This window comes from Tatumella morbirosei, assembly GCF_000757425.2.
Lineage (GTDB): Bacteria > Pseudomonadota > Gammaproteobacteria > Enterobacterales > Enterobacteriaceae > Tatumella > Tatumella morbirosei.
On the sequence record NZ_JPKR02000003.1, the window covers coordinates 1,778,494 to 1,797,201 of the forward strand.

The following is an 18,708-nucleotide window of genomic DNA, read 5'->3' on the forward strand; positions in this document are numbered from 1 at the left end:
AAAAAAACGGTGCCCTAAAGCACCGTTGCAATAAATTCTCGTACTCGTCCGTTTTGCGGATCATCAAGTACCTGTTGGGTCGGGCCGGCGGCAATAATGCTGCCTGATTCCATAAACACGATATTGTCAGCCACTTCCTTAGCAAAACCGATTTCGTGGGTCACAATCACCATGGTGATTCCGGAATGTGCCAGTTGCTTAATCACCTGCAACACTTCTCCCACCAGTTCCGGGTCCAGCGCTGAGGTCGGTTCATCAAACAACATCACCCCCGGATTCATCGCCAGTGCCCTGGCTATCGCCACCCGCTGTTGCTGTCCACCGGAAAGGTTTTGTGGCCATTCGTTTTCACGGCCAGCCAACCCTACCTGCTTCAGCAACTCCAGTGCCTGAGCAATACTCTGCTGACGCCCCTGCTTTTTAACCCGCATCGGTGCATCAATGATGTTCTGCAACACTGTGCGGTGTGGAAACAGATTGAACTGCTGAAACACCATACCGATTTCACGGCGTTGCCGGGCAATATCACGGTTGCTGCGTTCATGCAGGGTATGGCCTTTCTGGTGATACCCCACCAGCTCTTCGCCGACACGGATTGTACCGCCATCCAGTTTTTCAAGATGGTTGATACAACGCAACAGTGTTGATTTTCCTGAGCCGGAAGGTCCCAGGATAACCGTGACTGACCCGGCAGGGATATCCAGATCGACCTGTTTAAGAATGGTGTTACCGGAAAAGCGCTTAGTCACTTTACGTAAGTAAATTGCCTCAGCCACGGGATACCTCCTTGCGGGCCATCCGGCTCAGCAGTTTAGCAATCCCCGAAGGTTCACGGCGTGTCACCCCACGGGAAAAATAACGTTCAATATAATACTGGCCCACGGAAAGCACGGACGTCATCAGCAGATACCAGAGCGTCGCTACCAGCAGCAACGGAATAACCTCGTAAGTTCGCTGATAGATGATCTGAGCTGAGTACAGCACATCCTGCAGGGAGATGACCGAGACTATCGCTGTGGTTTTCAACTGACCAATCACTTCGTTACCCGCCGGAGGCAGGATAGCCCGCATCGCCTGGGGCAAAATGGTATAGCGAAAGATCTGCGCCGGACGGTAGCCCAGAGCACGGGCCGCTTCAATCTGGCCGTTACTCACACTCTGGATTCCGGCACGAATAATTTCTGCGGCATAGGCAGACTGGTGCATCACCAGGGCAATCACTGCCGCGGTGAAGGGACTAATCAGCGTATTAGACTTTACGCTCCATAACTCACCCAGCCCCGGCAAAGAAACGGACAGGGTCGGGTACAACGCAGCAACGTTGTACCACAGGAACAACTGAACCAGCATCGGTACACCACGGAAGAACCAGGTATAGGCCCAGCTGACAGTAGAAAGCACCGGGTTTGATGACAGGCGCATTAACGCTAACAGGGTACCAAACAGGAAACCAAGCACCACCGAGATCACGGTCAGTTGCAGGGTCATTAATACCCCCTGCAGGATCGACGCTTCGGTAAAGTTATCAGCTATCACCTGCCATTCAAATCGCGGGTTATTCACCATTGACTGGAGCATTCCCGCGATACATAGCAGAACGATCAGTGCACTAATCCAACGGCCGTAATAACGTTTACCGACAATTTTCAGTTCTTCTGCCGGTTCAGTTACTGATTTCATTTAAAGATCTCTTCATTACGAAGCGACTGCTTCACGGCACCAAAGCCGATTCCCCAGTGGTCGAGAATCTTCTGGTAGGAGCCATCTTTAATCAGAGAATTCAGCGCCGCCTGGACTGCAGGTTCTAACGGAGAATCTTTCGGGAAAGCCACCGACACCGGTGCATCATTCACCGTTAACACACCACTGATGGTGGCAGGTTTAATCTGTTTCACCTGCCAGATCAGACCTTCATAGGGCCCCAGGAACATAGGTACCCGCCCGCTGACCACGGCCTGGACGCCTGCCGGACGATCCGGGAACACTGCCACCTGGATAGGTTTTTTACCTTCGGCCTGACACTGTTTGCTGGCATCTTCCAGACGGGTCACCTGGGTGGTCCCGGAACCGGCACCGACCTGACTGCCACACAGTGCATCAAATGAAGTGAACGGCTTGATATCAGAGGACTTCAGTGAAATAACCCCCAGCTTACTGGCATCGTAATAACTGACGAAATCAATCAGTTTCAGACGGGTTTTGGTGGCATTAATATTGGAAAGCGCGACATCATAACGACCGGTTTTCAGGCCCGGGATGATATTGTCAAAACCACCACTGTTGCGCCACTGCACCTGGACCCCCAGGCGCTGGCCTACAGCATTCATCACATCAATTTCACGCCCTGCCAGGGTTTTATTGTCAGTCTCAAAGAACGTGGTGGGTGGTGTATTGGGATTGGTTGCTGCCACAATATAACCACGTTGAGCAATATCGGCCGGTAATAGCTTATTCAGTGCAGGATCTTCCTTAACCTGAATAGAACTGTGAGTCGGTACTGAGAGATCGGCTGCCAGAGCAGTAGTCGCACTGAGTGCTGACACGACGACAGCTATTCCTTTTAAAAATCTGTTCACCGGAATCATTCTCCTGGTTGGGCTGCAAAGTATTTCCCGAACGGGAATAAAGAAAAAACGCCGGGCTGTGGGCCCCGCGTTATAAATACGAGTTATAAACCTCGTGCGGATGATAAAAACTCACAAGGTTGTGATCAAGATCATTGTCTTTTAATCACAAATTAATCGCAAATTCCAAAAAAAGCTATTCTAATTCCATTTAAGAATAAGCAGTATTCTCGCGGGGATAAACCCCAAAAAAAGGGGCTCTGTCATGACAGAACCCTGTTTTGCAGATAAAAATACCGCACTAACTGACTACCCGCACCGCAGCACCTGACAGCCAGCCACTGACATTTTCAGCTAACTGAAAAAGCGCCCCCTGTCGGGCTTCGGTACTGCCCCAGGCGATATGTGGGGTAATCAGCAGATTCGGAATATCACTGGCCAGTAACGGATTATCCGGTGACGGCGGTTCCTGACTCAGTACATCAACTGCCGCCCCTCCGATAATCCCACGACGCAATGCCTCCGCCAGTGCCTGTTCATTAATTAACGCTCCCCGGGCGCTGTTAATCAATAAGGCCGAACGCTTCATTAAACTCAGACGGTGAGGGTTAATTAGCCCGGTGGTTTCCGGGGTCAGCGGACAATGTAATGACACCACGTCGGCGACGGCCAGCAGGGAATCGAGTGGCAGTTTATCCGGGCTGCTGTCACGGTCGGGTAACTGCGCAAAACGGACCTGCATACCAAACGCTGCGGCCATCTGCGCTACTTTACTGCCCAGTTCACCCTGACCGATAATTCCCAGCAACTTACCGTTAAGTTCTGTCAGCGGGAAATCCGTCAGACAAAATCGGTCAGATGCCGCCCAGGCGCCTTGCCTGACCAGTGCATCATAACGGGCAACATGATTGGTCAGTGACAGGATCAGTGCCAGGGTGTGCTGAGCCACCGAATGGGTACCGTAGCCCTGGCAATTGCACACGGTGACACCATGCCGGCGGGCGGCCTCTAAATCCACCGCATTGGTTCCGGTTGCCGATAGCAATACCAGTTTTAACCGCGGTAACTGACTAAAAATCTCTGCCGGTAGCTGCAGGTCGCTGATAATCGCTATCTCTGCATCCTGCAACCGCGCAACGATTTCCGTGGAGGCGGTATGCGGGTACAGTTCCAGTTCAGGCAGTACGTTGTAAAGACACGCCGGATCAAGATCGCCAAAATCCAGCGACGCATAATCTAAAAATACGGCCTTGTTTACCGCACGACCCTCTGAGGCTGCACTCATTGAACTACTCCAGAAACGACGGATCGTTTTTGATCAGCATCCGCTTCATTTCTTCAAAATGTTCACGGGAGAAGTCAGTAATCTTTTCCCAGTCCTGAGCCGTTTTTTCTGCCACATCATCCGCCAGTACCCGTAGCGGCTTGCCGGTGGACAGTGCGGTAATCAGGATCTGACAGGCACGCTCCAGGGTGTAGATATCATCAAAGGCTTCGCCAACATTCGCCGCCGTGACCATCACTCCGTGGTTACCCATCAGTAAACGACTGTGTCCCTGCAACAGGCTGGTCAGGCGTTCACCCTCCGCTTCCGTATCAGCCATACCACCATACATAGTATCGACAGCGACCCGGCGAAAATATCGGGCGGTGTTCTGGTCGATTGGTGGGATCACCGGATCTTCCAGACAGGAAATAGCGGTGGTGTAGATCGGATGCAGGTGCAGTACGACTTTGACATGAGGAAGCCGCTGATGGATCTGTCCGTGAATGGCCCAGGCCGTCGGGTCAACATCGCTGCGCTTACCATCTTCCGGATTGTCTGCGTCCAGCAGCAGCAAATCCCCCGGTTTAATTCGGGAGAAATGTACCCACTTCGGGTTTATCAGAAATTTTTTGCCGTCTTCTGAGACTGCCGCACTAAAATGGTTAGCCACAGCTTCATGCATATTTAGCTGAGCGCAAATGCGAAATACTGCTGCCAAATCAATACGTAACTGTTGTTCGTGACTTAACGACATCTCATTCTCCGCGTGTCAGGGGGGCCGACAGCTCCGGGCCGCCGGCAGGGATGATGGTAAGGCCGTTTATTCGGCTGCCGGCATCAGCGTTTTAATATCTTCCGCGGTAGGGGCAGAAAATTTATATTTTGCCAGCAACTGACGGTATTCCGCAGTCTGGCTGAACTTCTGTAATCCTTCGGTGACTGCCTGTTTGACCTGCGGATCATCTTTACGCACCCCCAGACCCAGCAGTTGCGGATACAGCAGTTTGTCGGAGCTTATCACCAGACGGCCTTTCAACTTATCCACCGCCGACAGTGCAACGGCAACATCGGTAATCTGAGCGTCTGCCGCGTGTGACAGAAGCGCCTGGGTCGCCTGAGGGTCAGTCCCGAATTCACTGATAGTCATCGGTTTCAGATTATTTTTAACGCAATAATCGGTCGAGAATTTATGCAGATTTTGCAGAAAAGAAGTCCCGGCCATCACGGATACTTTATGACCACATAAGTCTTCTGCAGACTTTGGCTTAAACTGGCTGCCCGCCAATACCACAATGCTCTGCCCGGTTTTCAGGTAAGGGATCATATCCACCACCTTCAGACGCTCCGGGGTGATGTACATGGCTGAGTTAGTCACATCAAACTTCTTGCCTTTCAGGCCTGGGATCAGATTCGGGAACCGGGTGTCCAGGGTGACCAACTGACGGCCCATGGCTTTGGCCACTCCGTTCAGCATCTCAATATCAAAACCTGCCGGCTTATCATTCTTCATATACTCATAAGGAGCAAATGTCACATCTGAACCGGCGACAATTTTTCCCGCCTGTAGGAAGTCAGCATGTGCTCCTGCCGCTGCCATGCCCAGAGAAAGTACTGCCAGTTTAACTGCTGTCATTTTATTACGCATATCAACCCCTGAATTAACCCGCCAGTGTGACGTCTTTAAGAAAATCGGTAACCCTTGCATTGCTGCCATTTCGAAGTAAAGCCGGTGCCTCATCGACCACCACCCGGCCTTTCTCCATAAACACAATCCTGTCTGATACGCCAAAAGCAAAGTTCATTTCATGGGTCACAATCACCATAGTAATGCCTTCCTGTGCCAGACTTTCGATCACTCCCAGCACTTCGTTCACTTTTTCAGGATCCAGTGCGGAAGTGGGTTCATCAAACAACATAATTTGTGGGCGCATCATTAAAGCTCTGGCAATCGCCACGCGCTGCTGCTGCCCCCCGGATAACTGATGCGGATATTTACAGGCATGTTCCAGCATCCCAACTTTGTGCAACAGTGCACAAGCCTGGTGCATTAGCGACGAAGTATCGCCGGTTTTGTGATATTTCGGTGCAAGCAACAGGTTTTCCATCACCGTACGGTGCGGGAACAGGTTGAAGCTTTGGAACACCATACCAATATTTAGCCGCAGCGCATTATTTTCACTGAACACCGGTGGGTTCGCCCCCTGCTGTTTCAGCTGAATAAATGGCTGGCCATTCATTTCAATTTCGCCATGGTCAATCTGTTCCAGACCATTCAGCAGACGAATCAGGGTGGTCTTGCCGGAACCGGAGGGACCGATCACCGACACTACTTCGCCCGGTTTCACCTGCAGGTCGACTGCTCCCAGCACTTCCACATTGTTATAGGCTTTATGCAACCGATGGGCATTCAGGGCCGGAACCCCCGGGGTATTCACCGGCGGCGCCATGACAGACACCGGTTTCTCTGCCAGATCCAGCCACTCCTGAGGAACGGCCTGCCCCTTTTTACGGGTGACATCCAGGTATTTTTCCAGCTGCTTAAGCAGGAAATCGAACACCGTGACCACCAGGATGTAGTAGAACGCCACCGCAGTCATAGTTTCCATAACGAGGAAGTTTTCTGAATAGAGGCGCTGTCCGACCAGCAGAATTTCGGTCAGAGAAACCACCGAGACCAGCGAGGTCAGTTTAACGATTGAAATATATTCATTCGCCAGGCCCGGCAGAGCGACCCTGACCGCCTGTGGAATAATGATTTTCCACTGAATACCGCCATAAGCCAGCCCTAATGCCCTGCCTGCTTCATACTGACCTTTGTTAATTGATAACAGGCCACTGCGGTGGATTTCCGCCATATAGGCGGTTTCACTCAACACCATGGCAATCAGCCCGGCATAGAACGGATTACTCAGCACCACGGAGGTCGAGGGAACGGCCTGTGGCATGTTGTAGACAAAAATCAGTAATACCAGCAAGGGTAAGCTGCGAAAAAACCAGATATACAGGTTAGCCAGAAAACGCAAAACCGGCTTAGAAGACTGTTTTGCCAGTGCCAGCGCAAAACCCAGCACCATACTGATTACCCAGGACATCACACTCAGTCTGATAACGGTCCATGTAGCCCACCAAAAATCTTTGTCTTTGAACAGGCTGAATAAATAGTTCCAGTCAAACGTCATATACACACCTTTTAATCTTCTTTGACGCCAGTATCAGTCCGTAGTCTTTTGACTACATACGTGACTACAAGGGCAGAATGCCGGACAGGATTTACCGTGGCTGACACTGATGAATGGAGACGGTCTCCTTGATATTCATCCTCATGGCTTTTGGGATATATGAAAATTATTAAATATATTGAGCATGACACTAAAAAAACTAACTGAGCATTTCTTAATCATAATGCCCCTGCAAACCACAGTGTTATTTTTCGGTTACCTTCAGGAAAATAATAACCACAATTTTTGTAATGGCTTGGTGGCATGCTAATTGCTTTATCATAGGAAATTGCGATGATAAAAGAGGACGTATGGCAAACTATACTCTGCGGCAACTTAAGTATTTCATTACCACAGTTGAATGCGGCAGTGTGGCAGAAGCGTCGCGGAAGCTCTATATCGCCCAGCCATCGATATCGACGGCAATAAAAGGGCTGGAAGACAGTTTTGGTGTACAGCTGTTTATTCGTCATCATGCTCAGGGGGTTTCCCTGACGCCTTCCGGGGCACGTTTTTACCGCAAAGCTCAGAAGCTACTGCGGATGGCCCATGAGTTTGAGCAGAATGCGCTGGCGGATAATGATGTGGTGGCCGGACAGATTGATATTGGTTGCTTTGAAACCGTCGCTCCACTGATCCTGCCAAAACTGATTGCCGGTTTTAAACAACGCTATCCCGGTGTCGAATTTATTCTGCGTGACGGTGAACAACATGAGCTGGTTCAGGGGCTAACAGCAGGCAGTTTCGATCTGGCACTGCTGTATAAACATGAGCTGGATAAGAGTATCACTACCGAGCCGCTCATGCCGCCATCCAGACCCTATGTCTTGTTGCCGGCGGATCACCGTTTTTCGCAGCAACAGTCAGTCTCGCTAAAAGATCTGGTTTCAGAGCCAATGATTCTACTGGATGTGCAACCGAGTCGTAACTATTTTGTCGATCTGTTTACCCAGGCCGACCTTACACCCAATATTGTGTTCAGCTCACCCTCGATTGAGATGGTTCGGGGAATGGTCGGTCAGGGATTTGGTTTTGCTTTGTTGGTGACCAAACCACACAGTGCCTTTAGCTACGATGGTAAACCCCTGGTGACAATACAGATTCGGGAAGATGTGGAAGGTTCCGGGTTATCCGCCGCCTGGCTGACCCGAACCCAACTGACCAAGCCGGCACGGCTGTTTGTTGATTTTTGCAAAGAGATGCTGGCTCAGGAGCCCTGAGCCAGCGCTGGCGCAGTTTAACTGGCGATACGCATCCACTGGCACAATTTACTCAGCATCGCGCTGCATTGTGCCAGTTGTTCAATCGCCACGAACTCATCGGCTTTGTGCCCCTGGTCCATACACCCTGGCCCACAGACCATCGTCGCAATTCCTGCCTCATCGAACAATCCGCCTTCCGTCCCGTAAGGAACCGTCGTTAGCCCACGGTGTCCGCACCATTCGGTCACCCAGCGGGCAATATCCGACTGAGGATCGGTACACAGGCCGGGATACTGGCTGAGCGGAGTAAAGGTGATATCACATTCTTCCGATACCGCCCGCATCTGCGGCAACAATTGTTGCTCTGCATAATCCGTAATACTACGGATGGTCTGTTCGCCCGGCTGGTCAGGCAAATGGCGCAGTTCAAAATCAAACTGACACTCACGGGGGACGATATTTAACGCATTGCCGCCACGAATCACCCCGGTCTGAAGCGTACTGAACGCCGGAGAAAAACGTGTGTCCTGGTGCAGGGTGAGTTGTTTTGCCACCTCACCCATCCGGTGAATAATTTTCGATGCATATTCAATGGCATTGACCCCGTCAGGCGCATAGGCAGAATGGCAGGCATGGCCCTGAACATGGCAACGCATGGCAATCTTCCCCTTATGGCCAAATACCGGTTGCATTTCGGTAGGCTCACCGACAATGCATAGACCCGGTTTTTGCGGGCTGCTGTTGAGCATCTCAATCAGGCTTCTGACCCCGAGACAGCCTACTTCCTCATCATAGGAAAAGGCCAGATGCAACGGCAACCGCAGTGGCCGCGCCAGAAAATCCGGTAAAGAGGCCAACACACAGGCGATAAAGCCTTTCATATCGGCACTGCCACGACCGTAATAGCGCCCTTCACGCTCAGTGAGATTGAAGGGGTCTGTCGTCCAGTTTTGACCGTCGACCGGCACCACATCGGTATGTCCGGAAAGCATCACCCCGCCATCTTCAGCCGGCCCCAGCCTGGCATGCAGATTGGCTTTACTGCGTTCATCGTTATAAATCAGCTGATATTCAATGCCCAGCTCAGTCAGATAACCAGCGATGGCCTCGATTAAACGCAGATTAGATTCACGGCTGGTGGTATCAAAGGATAACAAGCGTGCCAGCCAGTCACGGGTGGCATCACTCATCTCCGGGTACTCCATAGCTCGGGGCGCGGGTAGGATCGATAGCCCGGGTGATATAATCCTCCATCTGCGGCTGGTAGCTATGCCATAAACCTGCCAGTTGACCAATCGGGTCCTCTTCCGCCCAGTCAACACGCAGATCAACAATCGGCCATACCAGGTCACCGACAACTTTTACGGCCGCAGAATGCACCGGACCGGCTTCTCCGCCTGCCGCTATACCGGCCTGCATGGCAATGATCAGCCGCTCCGGCAACTGGCCACTACTCTGTTCAAAAGCTTCTGCCATGGCCTCGATCACCTGTTTTCCGGCCAGCATGTTACCGGCGACCACACAATCTTTACCGGCCAGCGCATGATATGTTCCGAGGGCCTTACTCCCACTGAAGAACGCAGTGTTGCCTTCAGCATCAATCGCCGTCACCTGCCGGTACTGGCTGTAACCCTGACTGGAAAGAACGTCATCTATCGCCTGTTGTGGCTGTTTTCCTTTTTCGAGCTGATCAAGAATCTGTGGCCCGAGTGCCGGCAGAGTTATATTCTGGCTGGAAACCGCCCCGACTCCGGCCTGAAGCCATGGACAGCGTGCGCCAACGGCAATGCTTGATGAACTAATGGCAATGCCTAACTGGCCGGTTTCGGCGCAACGTGCAGCAATAGAGAATGTCATGGTCGCTCCTCAGTTTATTCAGGCAGTTGGTCGTCAGGGATCACCGCAATAACATCAATTTCCATCAGCCACTGTGGCTGCCCCAGTGCAGAAACGACCAGCCCGGTCGAAATCGGAAACACGCCTTTCAGCCATTTACCGACTTCCTGGTAGACGGGTTCACGATAACGAGGGTCGATCAGGTAAGTCGTCGTTTTAACAATGTGAGATAAATCACTGCCAGCTTCTTCCAGCAACTGTTTCACGTTTTTCATGGCCTGCTCTGCCTGAGCACGGGCATCACCTAACCCGACCAGATTACCTTCAAAATCAGTACCGACCTGCCCGCGAACATAGACCGTGTTTCCGGCCCGCACCGCCTGGCAAAGATCATTATTCAGCGACTGGTTCGGGTAAGTTTCTTTGGTGTTAAACATACGAATACGGGTATGGGTTGGCTTACTCATCATGTTCTCTCTCTTTGAGTCATCGGTCAGTTTCCGGTGGTTACCGGAATAATCGCTCATCCCTGCGGGCATGCCACGGGGAGCGGCAGAAAATTGATCCGGCTTGATACCAGGTGACCTCAGTGGTTGCTCACCGTCTGTCTGACGATTCGCTGATGCCGTTCCCGGTAATTTCCTGACTACCATCATCGCCAGAGCGGAACAACAGAGAAATTATTTTTTTTATAGCGATTGCCCAGTTAAATACTTATCAGATTTTTTTACAGAGACCGGGGCACACTGGCAAAACAGAATACCTTCAGCCAACCTCGCGACAGGATCAACGAGTAAAACAGTCAGAGAGGCACAATCAGGGGACTTCCTGTAGAAAAAAGCGGCTTTGATGCCGCCTGCTATTCAGAAACGTAATGACAGACAGGACAGGCTGCCATCCATTTTTTTAAATTCACTGGTATCGATTGTCACGACCGGCAGCCCTAACGCCGTGAGCTTTTTTAGTGTGACAGGATATCCGGCCGGGGTGATCAAAGCACCATTAATCAGCAGCGTATTACCGGCATAGGCTTCCTCATCAGGAATAACAATACGCTGAAATCCTGCAAAGACCGGAAGTTCTGCGTATTCAGCGGTGAGTAACAAGGTATTATTGCCGATATAGTTCACCACACTTTTCAGGTGCAGCCCGCTGACGGTTTTTACCGCCGTGACCTGATACCCCAACGGAGCCACCACCGAGGTGAATTCATCAATAGCGACCTGGTCTGTACGTTGCGTCAGACCGATAAAGAACCGTTTGCCCACCAACATCACATCCCCGCCCTCCAGATGCCCATCGCGGCTCATCCGGTACAGCGGCCGGTATTTTGCCAGCTCGGCGGCCAGCAACTCTTCTTCCCCCTGACGGCTGATCGCTCCCGGGTGAGTCATAATCGCCAGTTCAGGGATAATGACCGCAGGGTCTTCAACAAAATGCGCATCAGGGTAGTCCGGCTCGGCAGGTAATAATGTGACACGCAGCCCTTGTTCCAGCATGACTTCAATATAACGAAAGAATTGCTGACGGGTTCTGGTGCTGTCAGGCAATCCTTCCGAGGCAGTGGTTTCCCCACGGGCACAATTTAAAGCAGGGAGTCGGGTGATGACCTGAGTAAAATGCATTCTTTATCCTTTTATAGAAAACTGAGGTTAACGATAAAAAAATCGGCGAATCATCTTAACAATAGGGTGAGTGCCCGATAAAAATACCGCAGCTCTTCGGTCTGCGGTATGACAGTTTACTTTTTTTTCTGTTTCACCGGGGTTATATACCGCTGCGCTGCCCGTCGGGTAATCGCTGGCGGTTACGCTGACGAGAGTTCAGGACCATTCCGGCGATGACTACCAGCACTGCCAGTATCCCGGTCGCTATAATTTCGATGCGATGGGCGGGCATAAACAGCATTGAACACAAGATGCCGATAATCACAACAATGACACACCAGGTCAGGCCGGGAAACAACCACATCTTAAAGGAAGGAAGTTCTCCGCGGGATTCCATCCGTTTACGCATCACCAACTGAGAGCAGGCGATTACCAGATACACCAGCAGGGCAATAGCACCGGAACTTGCCAGCAGGAAATTAAACACCTCTGCCGGGGCGACATAGTTGGCGAATACCGCCAGGAAGGCGGCGGCGGTAGAGAGCAGAACCGCAACCCAGGGGGTACCCGCTGCACTGGTTTTCGCCGCTGCCGCCGGAGCATCGCGGCGGGTAGCCAACGAATAGAGCATTCGTGAAGAGGTATACAGTGCCGAGTTAAGACAGCTACACACCGCCGTCAGTACCACGATATCCACAATCAGCCGTGCATGCGGGATGTTCATCATCTCCAGCACCGTCTGATAAGAACCTTTACTGGCAAGCGAAGGGTTGTTCCAGGGGACCAGCGAAACAATAAACAGAATGGACAGCAGATAAAATAATGAGATACGCCAGATCACCGAATTGGTGGCTTTCGAAATTTCACTGCCCGGGTTTTTAGATTCTGCTGCCGCAATGGTGACAATCTCGGTACCCATAAAAGAGAACATTGTGGTGAGTATTGCCGCCAGTACAGCCCCGAAACCATGCGGCATAAACCCGCCGGTGTCATACAGATGGCTCATACCGCTGACCTGACTCCCGGGCATCAGACCAAATATAGCCACGCATCCCAGCACCAGGAAAACCACGATGGCAGCGACTTTGACCAGTGCCAGCCAGAACTCAAATTCACCATAATGTTTAACACTGAACAGGTTACTGATTGTCAGAATCAGAGTGATAGCCAGTGTGAACTGCCAGATAGCCACCTGTGGAAACCAGCTATTGAGAATGGTCGCTGCGGCATTGGCCTCCAGTGGAATCACCAGTACCCAAAACCACCAGTACAACCAGCCAATGGTAAATCCCGCCCAACGGCCTAACGCCCGCTGGGCATAAGTTGAAAACGAGCCGGAGTCCGGTGAGCTGACAGCCATTTCCGCCAGCATACGCATAATTAAGACGACCAGACCGCCGGCTATCAGATAGGCAATCAATACTGCCGGACCGGCTTCGGCAATCGCATGGCCGGACCCCACAAACAGGCCCACGCCAATGACACCGGCAATGGACAGCATACGGATATGCCGGGATTTCAGTCCCGGAGAGAGTGAGTCTGTGTTTGGAGAAGTAATGCTCATGATTTCCCTCATCATAATATTATTAGTCGGAATACCCCTGATTGCTGAATACGCCGAAGTTGGTCGGGAATAGAGGTAATAAACTTCCCGGAGAGGAACGGTCTCCGGGAGAACACCCTGTACTGCGAAAATTTATGAATCAGACAGCATATTGCTGTAATGCACGGGTCAAAATACCCAGTGCCTGACGGAATTGGTCGGCAGGAATGGTCAGTGGATAAAGGAAGCGAATAACATTGCCTTTCTGACCGCAGGTCAGCAACAGTAGTCCCTGTTCCATCGCCGCCGCCTGTACCTGACGGGCTATCGACGTATCGTGGAATTCGGCCGCGACCATTGAGCCCAGTCCGCGAACTTCTTTGATGGCCGCACAGTGTGGTTGTAGTTCCTGCAGACAACTCACCAGTTCACTGCCCAGTTGCAGTGAACGCTGGCAAAGTTTTTCTTCGTCAATCACATCCAGGACAGCATGCGCCGCCGCGATCGACAGCGGGTTACCCGCGTATGTCCCCCCCAGCCCTCCAGGGTTAGGAGCATCCATCACTTCCGCCCTTCCGGAAACGGCAGACAGCGGGAACCCACCAGCCAGGCTTTTCGCCATAGTAATGATATCCGGCTTCACGCTGAAGTTTTCCATCGCAAACAGTGTTCCTGTACGGGCAAACCCTGTCTGAACTTCGTCAGCAATCAACAGGATACCGTGCTGGTCAGCCAGTTTACGCAGTGCGGTCATAAACTCCTCTGGTGCCACACGGAATCCACCTTCACCCTGCACAGGCTCCAGCACGATGGCAGCAACGTTATGCGGCGCAATGTCGTAGTGGAAAATATCTTCAAGACTGCTAAGTGCCTGGCCGACAGTGACCTCATTCTCCACCGGGAAACGGGCGTGGTAAACCGAAGGGACCATAGGACCAAAGTCTTGTTTATAGGGAGCCACTTTGCCGGTCATCGCCATGGTCATCATGGTGCGTCCGTGGAATGATCCTCCGAAAGTGATGACCCCGTGACGGCCGGTATAAGCGCGGGCGATTTTCACGGCGTTTTCTACCGCTTCAGCTCCGGTGGAGAAAAATGCAGTTTTTGCCGGACCTTCCACCGGAACACGTTGGTTAATACGTTCTGCCAGCGAGATGTAACTCTCATAAGGCACAATCTGAAAGGCGGTATGGGTAAATTTCTGCAACTGTTCAGCGACTGCAGCCACCACTTTCGGGTGACGGTGACCGGTATTCAGTACCGCAATCCCCCCTGCAAAATCAATCACCTCACGACCTTCTGTATCCCGCAAGGTGGCATTTTCGGCGCTACTGACAAACCAGTCACACATCACCGCATTACCACGCGGCAGAGCGTTTTGTTTTCTTTGGTTTAATGCGTTTTTTGAGTCACTCATGTTATATCTGCCTCGTAAGTTTGGCGTGTTTTTTGTTATAAAACTGCTTTTATTTATCCCGCCATTTGGTGTACTTTCCAGAACCATTTGAGTGCAAAAAGAAGGTGCCAATTGCGAACTCTCTATGCCGATCACCTGCTGGAACGTCTGCAATTCGAACAACACGGCAGGCTGCACCAGCGTTTGCTACGGGTGTTACAACAGGCGATTATTGATGGCGTTTTCCCGCCGGAGACCAGACTGCCCGCCACCCGTGACCTGGCTAAAGAGCTGGGAATTTCACGTAACACCGTGCTTAATGCCTACGACAGTTTGCTGGCTGAAGGGTATGTCACCTCACGAACCGGCAGCGGCACCCGGGTGGCAAAAACATTGCCGGAGTTTTGTCTGAACAGCGAAAGCCAACAGACCACGGAGATTCCGGAGCAACAATTACCGCCCATTTTGTCAGCGCGCGGAGCCGCGTTGCTGGGCCATGCGACCGCTTCGCCTTTTCAGTGGGGGGCCTTTGTCCCCGGCGCCCCCGATGTCACAGCGTTTCCACATAAAACCTTGAGTAAAATTCAGGCCAGACTCAGTCAGCAGCCGGAAATTAATCAGTTGATCTACAGTAACGACGGTGGCTGTGCTTATCTGCGTCAGGCGCTGGCGGATTATCTGCGGGTGGCCCGTTCAATCCGGGCTGAAGCCGACCAGATAATCATTACCGAAGGGATTCACCAGGCGGTAGATTTGGTGTCACGGGTATTATGCGATCAGAACGATACGGTATGGATCGAAGAACCAGGCTACTGGGGAACCCGAAATTTATTACGGATTAACAGTCTGGATGTCCATGCAGTACCGGTCGATGAAGAAGGTATGTTGCCGGAAATCACCGCCCGCAGGCCAGCACCGAAAATGGTGTTTGTAACACCTTCGCATCAGTATCCGTTAGGGGTTCACCTGAGCCTGAGCCGCCGCAAACAGTTGCTGGATATGGCACGCCGACATCGCTTCTGGATTGTCGAAGATGATTATGACAGTGAATTTCGTTTCTCCGGTAGCCCCTGGCCGTCGTTGCAGGGGCTGGAGGAAGATGCCCCCGTGATTTATATGGGAACCTTCAGTAAAACGCTCTATCCGGCTTTGCGTATTGGCTATCTGGTGGTTCCAAAAAATCTGAAAACTGAGCTGCGTACCGCAGCGGCTGAACTTTACCGGGGAGGGCACCTGATTATCCAGCGGGCCATTTCCGAATTTATCAGTCAGGGTCATTATGCCGCCCATATTCGCCGGATGCGGCTGCTGTATAATCAGCGCAGAAAATTTTTACTCAGCCTGATTCAGCGTTATCTGGGGGAAGCCTTTATGCCCCGTTATAACCACGATGCCGGGTTACATCTGGTCATGACGCTGCCGGATAAAAGTGATGATGTGGCTATCGCACGGGAAGCACTGCGTAAAGGGGTAAGTGTCCGGCCGCTGTCGCAATATTATATGCAACGCCAGAAAAAACGTGGATTACTGCTGGGCTACGCCTGTGTCAACGAGCAGCAGATTTTTACTGCTTTCCATCTGTTGCGCCAGTGTCTGATCAACGCAGGACTGTGCCGGCAGCGACCCGCCCTCTCTAACGAAGAGCAGAATGGCCCGGCCTGATGGCAAGGCCACTCCAATGGTTAACGGCGGTTACGCCAGACCGTCTGAATATTACAGAACTCGTGCAGGCCAAAATGATTCAGCTCGCGTCCGTAACCACTTTTCTTCACCCCGCCAATGGTCACACGAGGATCTGAAGCGCCATACCCGTTGATAAACACGGCGCCGGTTTCCAGACTGTCGGCAAAATGGTCTGCCAGTGCTTCGTTAGCAGTCCACACCGTTGCACTCAGACCAAATTCACTGTTATTTGCCAGCGCCAGCGCATGCTCTGCATCACGGGCCACCGTCAGCGCAGCCACCGGTCCAAAAATTTCTTCGCGAAATGCGGTCATTTCCTCGCTGACATCGGCCAGAATCGTCGGTGCATAGTAGTTACCCACTCCGGCAATTTTTTCTCCGCCACATACCAGTCTGGCTCCCTGATTCAGGGTATCCTGTACCTGCTGATGTAACTCATCACGCAGATCGTAACGGGCCATTGGCCCCAGATAGGTGGCCTCATCAAGCGGATCTCCACTCTTCAGTGCCTGTACCGCGGCACTGAAACGAGACTCAAATTCCGCCGCGACCGGCGCTTCAATAATAAAGCGTTTCGCCGCCATACAGACTTGTCCGGTATTCTGATAACGTCCCGCGACCGCCGCTTTTACGGCTTCATCCAGATCAGCATCTGCCAGCACGATAAAGGGATCAGAACCGCCCAGCTCAAGAACCGTTTTCTTCAGCGCAGCTCCCGCCTGAGTGGCAATAGCCGCACCCGCTCTGACACTGCCGGTGACCGCAACGGCAGCCACCCGGGGATCATTAATTAACTGAGAAACTCCGGCGTTATCCACGTTCAGCAGTTCAAAGGTACCTTCAGGGAACCCCACGGAATTCATCACTTCCTGTAATAAGGTTGCACATCCCATCACGTTCGGCGCATGTTTCAAAATATAAGTATTTCCGGCCAGCAACATTCCGGCGGCCCCACGTAATATTTGCCAGTAAGGGAAGTTCCACGGCATAACAGCCAGAATGGCACCGAGTGGACGAAATTCCTGCCAGGCCTGCTGATTTTCGACCTGAGTTGGCTGAGCCGCCAGTACTGCCGGACCATTGTCCGCATACCATTCACAGACCTGGGCACACTTATTCACTTCGGCACGCGCCTGAACAATAGGTTTTCCCATCTCCAGCGTCATCATTTTCGCCAACGCTTCACTACGCTCCCGCAGGCGTGCCGCCAGCGCCCGCAGCACCTTAACACGGGTCTCCATCGGGGTGACGCGCCAGGTTGCAAAGGCGCTGGCACTACGTTGCAGGCTGCTTTCGATAGCATCACTGCCCTGAAACGGGTAGCGAGCCAGTTCTTCACCGGTGGCAGGGTTGATAGACAAGGCATAATCAGTCATAAATAATCCTTACTGCGGGTTAAAAGGTAATGCGAATTACCATACGCCCCTCAGGAACTGTTTTAAAATGAATATTTATAACGAAGTTGATGACAATTTAAGAATAACATCTTATCCACTGAGCCCATTCAGAAAACAACACCCGCGATAGCCTTCGGTCATTGTCACACCAAAAGGTCAGAAAAGTGTTATGATTCAGCTACAATTGAGCCCGTAAATAATACAGCTAACGAATTTAAGGCAATGATAAAAATAACCGTCTGCGTGTTAACCTTCAACTCCGCACGTACCCTGAACGACGTGCTTCCTCCGGTGCTTACCATCGCAGACCAGGTCATTGTGCTGGATTCCGGCAGCAGTGATCAGACTCTGGAAATCTGTCGCAACCATGGCATTGAAGCCCATTACAGCCCGTATGAAATGCATGGCAAACAGATGAATAAAGCCATTGCGCTGGCCGAAAATGACTGGGTGTTTTGCCTGGATAGCGACGAAATTCTTGATACACAGACACTGGATTTTATTAAACAGCTAAAATCTGCCTCAGATCAACCCGCGACAGATCAGGCCTGGCGTATCTCCCGCTACTGGTATGTTTTAGGTAAACAGGTAAAAACCATTTATCCTGTCTCGTCCCCGGATTACCCGGTGAGGCTGTTTAACCGCACCGTCGCAGGTTTCAATGACCGTCCGGTGGATGATGAAGTTGTCGGAGAAAAACAGAGTTCGGTCATCCCGGGTCATGTTCGCCATGATACTTTTTATTCACTGCACGAAATGTTCAGTAAGATGAACAGCTATACCACTCGGCTGATCAAACATCAGCGTATCCGTCCTTCATTGATACGTGGAATGTTCAGTGCCATTGGTGCCTTTTTTAAGTGGTATCTGCTTAATGGCAGTTGGCGTCTGGGGAAAGTGGGCTTTGCTACCGGAGTCTATGCCACCCTCTACAGTTTTATGAAATATTTTAAGGCCTGGTATCAGCACAATAATAAATAATCGCCTTTCGTTCA

At 51.6% G+C, this 18,708-nt stretch carries 17 protein-coding genes; 3 read left to right on the plus strand and 14 right to left on the minus strand.

The annotated features are described in order from the left end of the window. Positions 1–14: 14 nt before the first annotated feature. The 7 genes from HA49_RS10965 to HA49_RS10995 form a co-directional block, all read right to left on the minus strand. Positions 15–776 (minus strand): amino acid ABC transporter ATP-binding protein, encoded by a 762-nt coding sequence (locus tag HA49_RS10965; RefSeq protein ID WP_038023279.1) that lies wholly within the window; start codon positions 774–776, stop codon positions 15–17. Next, on the minus strand, positions 769–1,680 hold the full coding sequence (locus HA49_RS10970; protein ID WP_038023283.1) for an amino acid ABC transporter permease: 912 nt from the start codon (positions 1,678–1,680) through the stop codon (positions 769–771). The genes HA49_RS10965 and HA49_RS10970 overlap by 8 nt, the downstream gene beginning before the upstream one ends. After that, a complete protein-coding gene (locus HA49_RS10975) occupies positions 1,677–2,576 on the minus strand; it encodes an ABC transporter substrate-binding protein (RefSeq protein ID WP_245610178.1) in 900 nt (299 codons plus the stop codon). Before HA49_RS10975 ends, HA49_RS10970 begins: the two co-directional genes overlap by 4 nt. Positions 2,577–2,865: 289 nt before the next feature. Further along, positions 2,866–3,849, minus strand: a complete 984-nt coding sequence (locus HA49_RS10980) for a 2-hydroxyacid dehydrogenase (protein ID WP_038023290.1) — start codon at positions 3,847–3,849, stop codon at positions 2,866–2,868. A 4-nt stretch (positions 3,850–3,853) separates the two neighbouring features. Beyond that, on the minus strand, positions 3,854–4,585 hold the full coding sequence (locus HA49_RS10985) for a class II aldolase and adducin N-terminal domain-containing protein (protein WP_038023292.1): 732 nt from the start codon (positions 4,583–4,585) through the stop codon (positions 3,854–3,856). A gap of 66 nt (positions 4,586–4,651) precedes the next feature. Further along, positions 4,652–5,428, minus strand: coding sequence for an ABC transporter substrate-binding protein (locus tag HA49_RS10990; RefSeq protein ID WP_245610192.1), 777 nt, complete (start codon positions 5,426–5,428; stop codon positions 4,652–4,654). 61 nt (positions 5,429–5,489) lie between these two features. Further along, entirely contained in the window at positions 5,490–7,010 is a 1,521-nt protein-coding gene (locus HA49_RS10995; protein WP_038023294.1) for an amino acid ABC transporter permease/ATP-binding protein, read from the minus strand. Positions 7,011–7,360: 350 nt separating this feature from the next. On the opposite strand from HA49_RS10995, the gene HA49_RS11000 reads away from it, so the two are divergent. After that, positions 7,361–8,269 carry a LysR family transcriptional regulator gene (locus tag HA49_RS11000; protein WP_038023297.1) on the plus strand — a complete coding sequence of 303 codons (909 nt, stop codon included), beginning with the start codon at positions 7,361–7,363 and terminating at the stop codon, positions 8,267–8,269. Between the two features lie 17 nt (positions 8,270–8,286). Here HA49_RS11000 and argE read toward each other — a convergent pair whose 3' ends face one another. The 6 genes from argE to gabT form a co-directional block, all read right to left on the minus strand. Continuing rightward, positions 8,287–9,441, minus strand: a complete 1,155-nt coding sequence (gene argE / locus HA49_RS11005; RefSeq protein WP_038023299.1) for an acetylornithine deacetylase — start codon at positions 9,439–9,441, stop codon at positions 8,287–8,289. After that, positions 9,434–10,108, minus strand: a complete 675-nt coding sequence (locus HA49_RS11010; protein ID WP_038023302.1) for a DUF1028 domain-containing protein — start codon at positions 10,106–10,108, stop codon at positions 9,434–9,436. Before HA49_RS11010 ends, argE begins: the two co-directional genes overlap by 8 nt. A gap of 14 nt (positions 10,109–10,122) precedes the next feature. Then, positions 10,123–10,554 carry a RidA family protein gene (locus tag HA49_RS11015; RefSeq protein ID WP_038023470.1) on the minus strand — a complete coding sequence of 144 codons (432 nt, stop codon included), beginning with the start codon at positions 10,552–10,554 and terminating at the stop codon, positions 10,123–10,125. A gap of 396 nt (positions 10,555–10,950) precedes the next feature. Further along, on the minus strand, positions 10,951–11,712 hold the full coding sequence (locus HA49_RS11020; RefSeq protein ID WP_038023304.1) for a dimethylarginine dimethylaminohydrolase family protein: 762 nt from the start codon (positions 11,710–11,712) through the stop codon (positions 10,951–10,953). A 142-nt stretch (positions 11,713–11,854) separates the two neighbouring features. Then, positions 11,855–13,258: a GABA permease gene (gene gabP, locus HA49_RS11025; protein WP_038023306.1), complete on the minus strand. Its 1,404-nt coding sequence runs from the start codon at positions 13,256–13,258 to the stop codon at positions 11,855–11,857. A gap of 139 nt (positions 13,259–13,397) precedes the next feature. Beyond that, on the minus strand, positions 13,398–14,654 hold the full coding sequence (gene gabT, locus HA49_RS11030) for a 4-aminobutyrate--2-oxoglutarate transaminase (protein ID WP_038023309.1): 1,257 nt from the start codon (positions 14,652–14,654) through the stop codon (positions 13,398–13,400). 111 nt (positions 14,655–14,765) lie between these two features. Here gabT and pdxR point away from each other — a divergent pair, with 111 nt between their 5' ends. Further along, positions 14,766–16,295 carry a MocR-like pyridoxine biosynthesis transcription factor PdxR gene (gene pdxR / locus HA49_RS11035; RefSeq protein WP_038023311.1) on the plus strand — a complete coding sequence of 510 codons (1,530 nt, stop codon included), beginning with the start codon at positions 14,766–14,768 and terminating at the stop codon, positions 16,293–16,295. A 20-nt stretch (positions 16,296–16,315) separates the two neighbouring features. Here pdxR and HA49_RS11040 read toward each other — a convergent pair whose 3' ends face one another. After that, positions 16,316–17,692, minus strand: a complete 1,377-nt coding sequence (locus HA49_RS11040; protein ID WP_038023314.1) for an aldehyde dehydrogenase family protein — start codon at positions 17,690–17,692, stop codon at positions 16,316–16,318. Between the two features lie 243 nt (positions 17,693–17,935). On the opposite strand from HA49_RS11040, the gene HA49_RS11045 reads away from it, so the two are divergent. Continuing rightward, entirely contained in the window at positions 17,936–18,694 is a 759-nt protein-coding gene (locus HA49_RS11045; RefSeq protein ID WP_038023473.1) for a glycosyltransferase family 2 protein, read from the plus strand. The last annotated feature ends 14 nt before the right edge of the window (positions 18,695–18,708 follow it).

Bases quoted from the DNA above. Each gene is read 5' to 3' on its own strand.
- HA49_RS11040 (WP_038023314.1), bottom strand. From the start codon at position 17,692: ATGACTGATTATGCCTTGTCTATCAACCCTGCCACCGGTGAAGAACTG.
- HA49_RS10970 (WP_038023283.1), bottom strand. From the start codon at position 1,680: ATGAAATCAGTAACTGAACCGGCAGAAGAACTGAAAATTGTCGGTAAA.
- HA49_RS10985 (WP_038023292.1), bottom strand. From the start codon at position 4,585: ATGTCGTTAAGTCACGAACAACAGTTACGTATTGATTTGGCAGCAGTA.
- gabP (WP_038023306.1), bottom strand. From the start codon at position 13,258: ATGAGCATTACTTCTCCAAACACAGACTCACTCTCTCCGGGACTGAAA.
- argE (WP_038023299.1), bottom strand. From the start codon at position 9,441: ATGAGTGATGCCACCCGTGACTGGCTGGCACGCTTGTTATCCTTTGAT.
- HA49_RS10980 (WP_038023290.1), bottom strand. From the start codon at position 3,849: ATGAGTGCAGCCTCAGAGGGTCGTGCGGTAAACAAGGCCGTATTTTTA.
- HA49_RS10995 (WP_038023294.1), bottom strand. From the start codon at position 7,010: ATGACGTTTGACTGGAACTATTTATTCAGCCTGTTCAAAGACAAAGAT.
- HA49_RS11045 (WP_038023473.1), top strand. From the start codon at position 17,936: ATGATAAAAATAACCGTCTGCGTGTTAACCTTCAACTCCGCACGTACC.
- HA49_RS10990 (WP_245610192.1), bottom strand. From the start codon at position 5,428: ATGGCAGCGGCAGGAGCACATGCTGACTTCCTACAGGCGGGAAAAATT.
- HA49_RS11020 (WP_038023304.1), bottom strand. From the start codon at position 11,712: ATGCATTTTACTCAGGTCATCACCCGACTCCCTGCTTTAAATTGTGCC.
- HA49_RS11010 (WP_038023302.1), bottom strand. From the start codon at position 10,108: ATGACATTCTCTATTGCTGCACGTTGCGCCGAAACCGGCCAGTTAGGC.
- HA49_RS11015 (WP_038023470.1), bottom strand. From the start codon at position 10,554: ATGAGTAAGCCAACCCATACCCGTATTCGTATGTTTAACACCAAAGAA.
- gabT (WP_038023309.1), bottom strand. From the start codon at position 14,654: ATGAGTGACTCAAAAAACGCATTAAACCAAAGAAAACAAAACGCTCTG.
- HA49_RS11000 (WP_038023297.1), top strand. From the start codon at position 7,361: ATGGCAAACTATACTCTGCGGCAACTTAAGTATTTCATTACCACAGTT.